The organism is Hoeflea sp., assembly GCF_039975035.1.
Taxonomy (GTDB): domain Bacteria; phylum Pseudomonadota; class Alphaproteobacteria; order Rhizobiales; family Rhizobiaceae; genus Hoeflea.
The window spans coordinates 1-8,679 of record NZ_JBDWHW010000196.1; the positions used below are offsets into that span (position 1 = coordinate 1).

An 8,679-nucleotide genomic window follows, 5' to 3' on the forward strand; every position below is an offset into this window, starting at 1 on the left:
CTGCGGCCATGACGGCCACACCGCCATGCTGCTTGGCGCAGCCCGTCACCTCGCCGCAACCCGCAACTTTACCGGATCGGTCGCAGTCATTTTCCAACCCGCCGAGGAAGGTGGCGCCGGCGGCCGTGAAATGGTCAATGACGGCATGATGGAGCGGTTCGGCATCACCAAGGTATTTGGCATGCACAATCTGCCGGGCCTTCCCGTCGGTGAGTTCGCAATCCGCAAGGGTCCGATCATGGCGGCGACCGACATCTTCGACATCACCATCAAGGGTCGCGGCGGCCACGCCGCCATGCCCCACCAGACCATAGATCCGATTGTCGCTGCCTCGGCCGTCGTTTCTTCTCTGCAGTCCATCGCTTCGCGCAATGCCAATCCGCTCGAATCGGTGGTGGTGTCAGTGACCAAGTTCATCGGTGGATCAGCCTACAACATCATCCCCGAAACAGTTGACCTGGCCGGCACTGTGCGCACGCTGTCCGCCGAAATGCGCGACATGGCGGAAACCCGGATCAACGAGATCGTCAGCGGCGTTGCCGCCGCCCATGGCGTCGAAGGTTCGGTCAACTACCTTCGCAACTATCCGGTCACCTTCAACCATGCCAACGAGACCGACTTCGCCGCCGATGTGGCCGAAAGCGTTGCCGGCGAGGGCAAGGTGGAACGCAACCAGCCGCCAACCATGGGCGGAGAGGATTTCTCCTTCATGCTCGAGGCCCGCCCCGGCGCCTTCATCTTCATGGGCAATGGCGACACCGCCGGTCTGCATCATCCGGCTTACGACTTCAACGACGACGCCATTCCTGTCGGCGTGTCCTATTGGGTCAAGCTGGCCGAAAAGGCGCTTGCCGCCTGATCCGCACCGACGCATCATCACATGACAACCGGGCAGTTCTTCTTGTTGAAGAACCGCCCAGTTTTCTGTATGCACTCTTTCGCGTGGTCCCGTAGCTCAGGGGATAGAGCACAGGATTCCTAATCCTGGGGTCGAAGGTTCGAATCCTTCCGGGATCACCACCGTCAACCGGGTCCGTTCCGGCCCGGACGCATGAGATGCGGATCCGGTATTTACTGGAACCACCCTCGCCTGCTTCAAACCGCCACAGCCTCACCGCGTCTCACCCGTGATTTGAACAAAAGCAGCGCGATGATTGCGATATTGAGGAAATTCCAGGCGATGCCATTGAGGAAAGCCGCCTGGTAGGATCCGGTCAGATCGTAGATCCAGCCGGACATCCATCCACCCAGCGCCATTCCGGTGATCGTCGCCATGATCACGAAGCCGACCCTTGCACCAGCTTCCTTTGCCGGGAGATATTCGCGGACAATCAACGCGTAGCTCGGAACAATGCCGCCCTGCGACAGGCCGAAGATCAGGCTGACAATGTAGAGAGGAACAAGCCCATCGAACGGCAGATACAGAAACAGCGCGATGCATTGCAGCGTCGAACCGATAAGCAGGGTCTTGACCCCACCCAGCCTGTCGGCGATCAGTCCCGAGACCAGCCGTGAGACGACTCCGCCCATCAGCATCAGCGACAGCATTTCCGCGCCGACCGCGGGTCCATATCCCAGGTCGGTACAATACGAGACCAGATGCACCTGCGGCATCGCCATCGCCACGCAACACCCGACGCCGGCCAGACCGAGCATCCACTGCAAGGTGCGCGGCGAGAAGCTGACAGACCGGGCATTGGCCGCAGACAACCTGTTGGCGTGCGCCGTCGCGCCGTCAGGAACCCGGCGCCTGAGCAGCATCGACAACGGAACAATTAGCAGCACCGGCACAACCGCCAGCACCATGTAGACCGCTCGCCAGCCGTGATCGCTCAGGATCCCGCTCAACACCATTGGCCAGATCGCACCCGACAGATAGTTTCCGCTTGCGGCAATGGCCACCGCGATGCCCCGCCTGCGGTAAAACCAGTGAGAAATATCCGCGATCAACGGTCCGAAACTCGCCGCAGTGCCCAACCCGATAATGAAATGCATTGCCGAAAGCATAATTAACGAGCCGCTCAGCGCCGCGAGCGCAAAACCCGTTGCGATGGCAAGTCCGGCCGCGATCAACGCTGCGGTGATTCCCCACCTGTCCACCATGCGGCCGATCACCAGGTTGCCTAGCCCGAAGCCAACCATCGTCAGGGTGTAGGGAAGAGAAGCGTCCGCCCGTGCAATCGCAAATTCGCTTTGCACTGCCGGCATGATAACGATGATTGCCCACATTCCGACGTTGCCGATCACCGCAATCGCCAATGTCGCACCAAGCCGCATCCACGAATACCGGCTGTCAAGAATATCGGAGTCTGTCATTCCGGCCAACTCACTGGATAAAACCGGACTTGTGTAGCCGGTTGCTGTCTGGAAACGGGAAAATGGGAACTGCCTCTATGCGTCAATCATCGTCGATTATTCTTGAATTGCCTTCATATACGCGCGAAAAGTCTGCCCTGAGACAAGCACAACCATCCGGGGGATCATGACATTGGCCGATAAAAAAGAAAACCAGGCAGGCACACTTCCACTGTTTTACAAAACACCCGAAGCAATCAGCGCGACGCGTCATGGCGGCAAGGGACTGGCCCGGACCGGAGATCTGGGCTTTGCGGCAAATGCCATTGTCATTCCGTTGATGGCTGCGGAAATGCCCGCAGCCATGCGCTCCTATCCGATCATCTTTTCCGGACCCGATTTCATGCCGATGGTCATCACCGGCATCAGGGAAGGTGAGAACCTGTTCATCGATTCCCGGGGCAAATGGGCGGAACCGCATTATGTACCGGCCTATGTCAGGCGTTTCCCCTTCATTCTCTCCGGTGCCGAAACCGACGAGCGGCTTACTTTGTGCATCGAAAACGATCCGGCACGGCTGGTCGATCTTGGCGCTGACAGCGGCAAGGATGTAAAACCCCTGTTTGAAGACAACGACCAGGGTGAAGTCATCAAGAGCGCCCTGGCGTTCTGTGAGCAGTACCAGGGCATGTTTGTCAAAACCAGGCAGATCATGAAGGTGATCGCCGACAGCGGCCTGCTTGTGGAAAGAACCAGCAAGATCACCCTTGGCGATGGCCAGAACTTCAACATCACCGGTTTTCACCTGGTCGACGAGGCCAAGCTTCTGGCGATGAGCGACGAGGAATTTCTCAAACTGCGCAAGGCCGACGCACTGGCGACGATCTACTGTCATCTTGCCTCGATGAACAGCTGGACTTCGCTTTTGCATCAGGCCAGCCTCCGCAGCTCCTGAAGGTAACCAGGACATGAGCACATCGATTGCATTGCTTGGCACCGGGCTGATGGGGCTGCCCATGGCCAGGCGGCTGCTTGGCGCGGGTTTCAACCTGTCTGTCTGGAACAGGGATTCGTCAAAAGCCGCGCCACTGGCGGACGAGGGCGCACGGGTTGCCGGGGACGCAAACGATGCGGTCAGGGGTGCAACCCGCATCATCACCATGCTGACCGATGGCGCAGTCGTCGAAAACATCCTGTTCGAGACTGGCGTGGTAGAATCTCTCGCTGCCGGCGCAACCGTTATCGACATGAGTTCGATCCGGCCGTCGCAGGCCAGGAACCATGCCGCGCGTCTCGCCGAACTTGGTGTCCACCACCTCGACGCACCAGTCAGCGGCGGTACCAAGGGTGCGCAAGCCGGAACTTTGGCTATCATGGCCGGCGGCGACCAGTTGGTGTTTGATGCAGCGCTCGATCTGTTCAATGCCATGGGCCGTCCGGTTCGCGTCGGCCCCTCCGGCGCGGGTCAATTGGCCAAGCTCGCCAATCAGGCCATCGTCGGCATCGCCATTGGCGCGGTCGCTGAAGCCACGCTTCTGGTCTCGGAAGGCGGCGGCGATCTCGAGGCTTTCCGGACAGCACTCACCGGTGGTTTTGCCGATTCCACCATCCTGCAACTGCATGGCGCACGCATGCAGTCGGGCGATTTCGAGCCGCGCGGACGCGTGGCTGTCCAGATCAAGGACCTCGACAACGTGCTCATCGAAGCTCGTGAGCTCGGAATCCGGCTCCCCCTGGTCGAGGCCGTTCGCGACCGTTTCGCGCGACTGGCGGACGAACTTGGCGGTGGCGATCTTGACCATTCGGCTCTTTTTGTCGAGTTGCTTGATCTGAATGGCCGATCGCAAGCACCGCGTATTTGACGTGACACGCGCAAGGCGTGGTGAGCATAGAGACGCCCGTGACTTTGACTCACATGAACCCGCAAGAGCGTGGCATTTGTTATGCCCTGACCGCTTGACCGCATAACCGTAGCCCGAGATGGTGTCGCCATGATCAATCCCGTTCGACCAGCAAAACGCCGCATCTCCATTCTCGGTTCAACCGGCTCCATCGGTCGCAACACACTTGATGTGATGAGCCATCTCGGAGACCGTGAGGCCTTCGAGGTTCCCGCCATTACCGGCAAGGACAATATCGACCTTCTGGTCCGGCAGGCCAGGCAGACCGGCGCGGGTTTTGCCGTGACCGCCGACCCGGAGCGCTACAACGATCTCAAATCGGCACTGGCGGGAACAGGCATCGAGGCCGGCGCCGGACCTGCGGCGCTGATCGAAGCCGGTCTCAGGGACACCGATCTGCTGCTGGCCGGCATTGTCGGCATTGCCGGGTTGGCGCCGACGCTTGCCGCGGTCGCCGGCGGCGCCGACATAGCACTCGCCAACAAGGAATGTCTGGTCTCCGCCGGAGATCTGTTCACATCGGCAATGGCCAAAGGCGGCGGCAAACTGCTGCCCGTGGACAGCGAACACAACGCCATCTTCCAGGTGCTCGAGGAAAACCAGCGCCAGGCGGTCGAGCGCATTATCCTGACCGCCTCGGGCGGACCTTTTCGCGACCATACTAGGGAACAGATGGCTGCGGTAACGCCGGAACTGGCGGCTGCGCATCCGAACTGGTCCATGGGCGTCAAGATCTCGATCGACAGCGCGTCAATGTTCAACAAGGCGCTCGAGATGATCGAGGCGCGCCATCTGTTTGACGTACGACCGGATCAGATCGAGGTCATCATCCATCCCCAATCCATCATCCATTCCATGGTCGGTTATTGCGATGGCTCGGTGCTGGCCCAGCTTGGCGTTCCCGACATGCGTCACGCCATCGGCTACGCCATCTCCCATCCCCGGCGCAGGAACCTGCCGGTCGAGCGGCTTGATTTTGCCAAGCTCGCCCGGCTCGATTTCACCGCACCCGACGAAATCCGCTTCCCGTCCCTGGCCCTTGCCCGCACCGCCATGCAGCGCGGCGGCCTGCAAGGCGCAATTCTCAATGGCGCCAAGGAAGCGGCACTCGAGGCCTTTATCGCAGGCCAGATCGGGTTTCTCGACATGGCCGACATCGTTGCAGCCACGATGGACCGGCTCGATGACGGCCGCGCGGCTCACAGCATTGAAGACGTCTACGCCGCAGACCGTGAGGCGCGCGCGGTGGCGGTGGCTGTGATGCGTGAGTCTGCCTGATCCGCTCATGAACAAGGGCGGATCCGAAGATCCGCCCTTGCATGCAATGTTGATGGCCGAGCCGTATCAGCCGGCAGCGGTGACCGCGCGCTTGGCCATCACCTTGACCAGATTGGCCCGGTAGGCCGAAGAGGCATGAATGTCCGCCATCAGATCGGAATCGTCGACGGCGATGCCATCGAGCGCCCCGGCCGAGAAATTTCCAGCCAGTGCCTTTTCCATATCCGCCTGCCGGAACACGCCGTCCGAACCCGCGCCAGTGACTGCCACCCGCACCGATCCATCGTCATGCTTTGCAACAAACACGCCGGTCATCGCATAGCGCGAGGCCGGATTGGGGAACTTTGCATAGCCGCATTTGGCTGGCGCCGTGATCTCCACCGCCACGATCAGTTCGCCCTCATCAAGCGCGGTGTCAAACATGCCGGTGAAGAATTCATCGGCGGTAATCGAGCGCGTATTGGTGACGATTGTGGCATTGAGCGCCAGCAGTCCTGCCGGATAATCCGCCGCCGGGTCATTGTTGGCGATCGAACCGCCAATCGTGCCCATGTGCCGCACATGCGGGTCGCCGATATGGGCGGCAAGATGCGCAAGACCCGGGCAAGCGGTAGCGATCTCAGCCGATCCTGCCACTTCCGCATGGGTGGTGGCGGCTCCGATCCGGATCGACCCACCACTCACTGTGATGCCTTTCATCTCGGTGACGTGCCTGAGATCCACCAGATCCGAAGGCGCCGCGAGGCGCTGCTTCATGGTCGGGAGCAGCGTTTGCCCTCCCGACAGAAACTTCGCCTCATCATTCGCTGAAGCCAGTTTGACAGCGTCCTCGACCGAGGAGGCGCGGTGATAATTGGTTGCATACATGATGTCTGCCTCCCTTTCTTAACGTGCCGATCCGAGCGCCGCCCAGACCCTTTGCGGGGTCGCGGGCATTGTCAGGTCGTTGTTGCCGATTGCGTCCGTGATGGCATTGATCAGCGCCGGCGGTGATCCAATGGCGCCGGCTTCGCCGCAGCCCTTGATTCCGAGCGGATTGCCCGGGCATGGCGTGTTCTGGTGCGAGACATTGAACGACGGCAGATCGTCGGCGCGCGGCATGGTGTAATCCATGTAGCTCGCAGTCAGAAGCTGCCCGGTCTCCGGATCGTAGTGGGTGCCTTCCAGCAATGCCTGGCCAATACCTTGCGCCACGCCGCCATGCACCTGTCCCTCGACAATCATCGGGTTGATGATGTTGCCGAAATCATCGGCGGCGACGAACTGCACCACCTCGGTCTTGCCGGTTTCCGGATCAACCTCGACTTCGCAGATGTAGCATCCGGCGGGGAAGGTGAAGTTGGACGGGTCGTAAAACGCGCCTTCCTTCAGGCCCGGCTCCATGCCTTCAGGCAGGTTGTGCGCGGTGTAGGCGGCAAGCGCCATCTGGAACCAGGGCACGCTCTTGTCGGTACCAGCAACCTTGAGCTCGCCATTCTCGATGACGATGTCGCTTTCATCGGCTTCCATCAGGTGCGCGGCGAGCTTCTTCGCCTTTGTTTCTACCTTGTCGAGCGCCTTGACCACCGCCGACATGCCAACAGCACCCGAGCGCGAGCCATAGGTGCCCATGCCCATCTGCACCTTGTCGGTGTCGCCATGGACGATGGATACAGTGTCGATGCCAACCCCGAAGCGGTCAGCGACAAGCTGGGCAAAGGTCGTTTCATGGCCCTGGCCGTGGCTGTGTGATCCGGTCAGCACCTCGACGGTGCCCACCGCATTGACCCGCACTTCCGCCGATTCCCACAGCCCGACGCCGGCGCCGAGCGATCCCACTGCAGCTGACGGCGCAATACCGCAAGCCTCAATGTAACAGCTCAAGCCGATACCCCTGAGCTTGCCGCGGCCTTCGGCTTCCGCCTTGCGGGCAGCAAATCCGGCATAGTCGGAGGCTTTCATCGCCGCATCAAGCGAGGCGTCAAAGTCGCCTGCGTCATAGCACATGATCACTGGCGTCTGGTACGGGAACTCACGGATGAAGTTGTTGCGCCGCAGATCCGCGGGCGAAACGCCGAGTTCCCGCGCTGCCGTTTCCATCACCCTTTCGAGAAGGTAGCAGGCCTCGGGCCGCCCGGCGCCGCGATAAGCATCCACCGGCGCGGTGTTGGTGTAGACCGTACGGACATTGCCGTGAATTGCCGGGATCGCATACTGACCTGACAACAAGGTCGCATAGAGGTAGGTCGGAACCGAACTCGAAAACAGCGACATGTAGGCGCCAAAATTGGCGATCGTGTCGACCTTGAAACCGGTGATCTTGTTGTCGGCGTCAAATGCCATCTTGATGGTGGACACATGATCGCGGCCATGGGCGTCGGTCAGGAAGGCTTCCGTCCGGTCGGAATTCCATTTGACCGGAACACCGGTGCGTTTGGAGGCCCACAGGCAGACGATTTCCTCGGGATAGATGTAGATCTTCGAGCCGAAACCACCGCCGACATCCGGCGCGATCACCCGAAGCTTGTTCTCGGGCGCGACATTGTAGAATGCGCTGAGCACAAGACGCGCGACATGCGGATTCTGCGAGGTGGTCCAGAGCGTATAGTGATCCTCACCCTCGTCATAAACACCAAGTGCGGCGCGCGGTTCCATCGGATTGGGAACCAGCCGGTTGTTGATGATCTTCATCTCGGTGACATGCGCTGCCGATGCAATCGCCGCGTCGGTTGCTGCAGCGTCGCCAATCTCCCAATCAAAGATCAGGTTGTTCTTCGCTTCGGGATGAATCTGCGGTGCGCCGTCCTTGAGCGCGTCGACCGCAGATGTGACTACCGGCAGTGTCTCATAGTCAACAACGACAGCCTCAGCCGCATCCCGCGCCTGTTCCTTGGTGTCGGCAACCACGATGGCGACGGCGTCACCGACATAACGGACTGTCTCCTGGGCCAGCGGACGCCAAGCGCCCATGTTCATCGGGGTGCCGTCCTTGGAATGGATCATCCAGCCGCAGATGATGTTGCCGATTGCGTCCTCGGCGAGCTGATCGCCGTTAAGAATGCCGATCACGCCAGGCATTTTCTCGGCTGCGGAAATATCGATGCTCTTGATCTTCGCATGGGCATGCGGCGAGCGGACAAAATGCGCCTGCTTCATGCCTGGCACGACCATATCGTCGGTGTACCGGCCCTTGCCGGTGATAAACCGCTTGTCTTCCTTACGCGCC

7 protein-coding genes and 1 tRNA gene are annotated in these 8,679 nt (G+C 60.4%); 5 read left to right on the forward strand and 3 right to left on the reverse strand.

What is annotated here, in order from left to right:
* Positions 1-859: amidohydrolase (locus ABJN75_RS17615; RefSeq protein WP_348440890.1), on the forward strand; the 859-nt coding region annotated here is incomplete at its 5' end.
* Positions 860-944: 85 nt separating this feature from the next.
* Positions 945-1,020: transfer RNA gene (locus ABJN75_RS17620), tRNA-Arg, on the forward strand.
* 75 nt (positions 1,021-1,095) lie between these two features.
* Here the strand turns inward: ABJN75_RS17620 and ABJN75_RS17625 are convergent.
* Positions 1,096-2,316, reverse strand: coding sequence for an MFS transporter (locus tag ABJN75_RS17625; RefSeq protein ID WP_348440891.1), 1,221 nt, complete (start codon positions 2,314-2,316; stop codon positions 1,096-1,098).
* Between the two features lie 172 nt (positions 2,317-2,488).
* Here ABJN75_RS17625 and ABJN75_RS17630 point away from each other — a divergent pair, with 172 nt between their 5' ends.
* The 3 genes from ABJN75_RS17630 to dxr all read left to right on the forward strand — a co-directional run bounded on the left by ABJN75_RS17630 (position 2,489) and on the right by dxr (position 5,474).
* Positions 2,489-3,250 carry a SapC family protein gene (locus ABJN75_RS17630; protein ID WP_348440892.1) on the forward strand — a complete coding sequence of 254 codons (762 nt, stop codon included), beginning with the start codon at positions 2,489-2,491 and terminating at the stop codon, positions 3,248-3,250.
* A gap of 13 nt (positions 3,251-3,263) precedes the next feature.
* Positions 3,264-4,157: an NAD(P)-dependent oxidoreductase gene (locus tag ABJN75_RS17635; protein ID WP_348440893.1), complete on the forward strand. Its 894-nt coding sequence runs from the start codon at positions 3,264-3,266 to the stop codon at positions 4,155-4,157.
* A gap of 129 nt (positions 4,158-4,286) precedes the next feature.
* On the forward strand, positions 4,287-5,474 hold the full coding sequence (gene dxr / locus ABJN75_RS17640) for a 1-deoxy-D-xylulose-5-phosphate reductoisomerase (RefSeq protein ID WP_348440894.1): 1,188 nt from the start codon (positions 4,287-4,289) through the stop codon (positions 5,472-5,474).
* A gap of 66 nt (positions 5,475-5,540) precedes the next feature.
* Here dxr and ABJN75_RS17645 read toward each other — a convergent pair whose 3' ends face one another.
* On the reverse strand, positions 5,541-6,341 hold the full coding sequence (locus ABJN75_RS17645; RefSeq protein ID WP_348440895.1) for a xanthine dehydrogenase family protein subunit M: 801 nt from the start codon (positions 6,339-6,341) through the stop codon (positions 5,541-5,543).
* 18 nt (positions 6,342-6,359) lie between these two features.
* The coding region (locus ABJN75_RS17650) for a xanthine dehydrogenase family protein molybdopterin-binding subunit (protein WP_348440896.1) at positions 6,360-8,679 on the reverse strand (2,320 nt) is incomplete at its 5' end.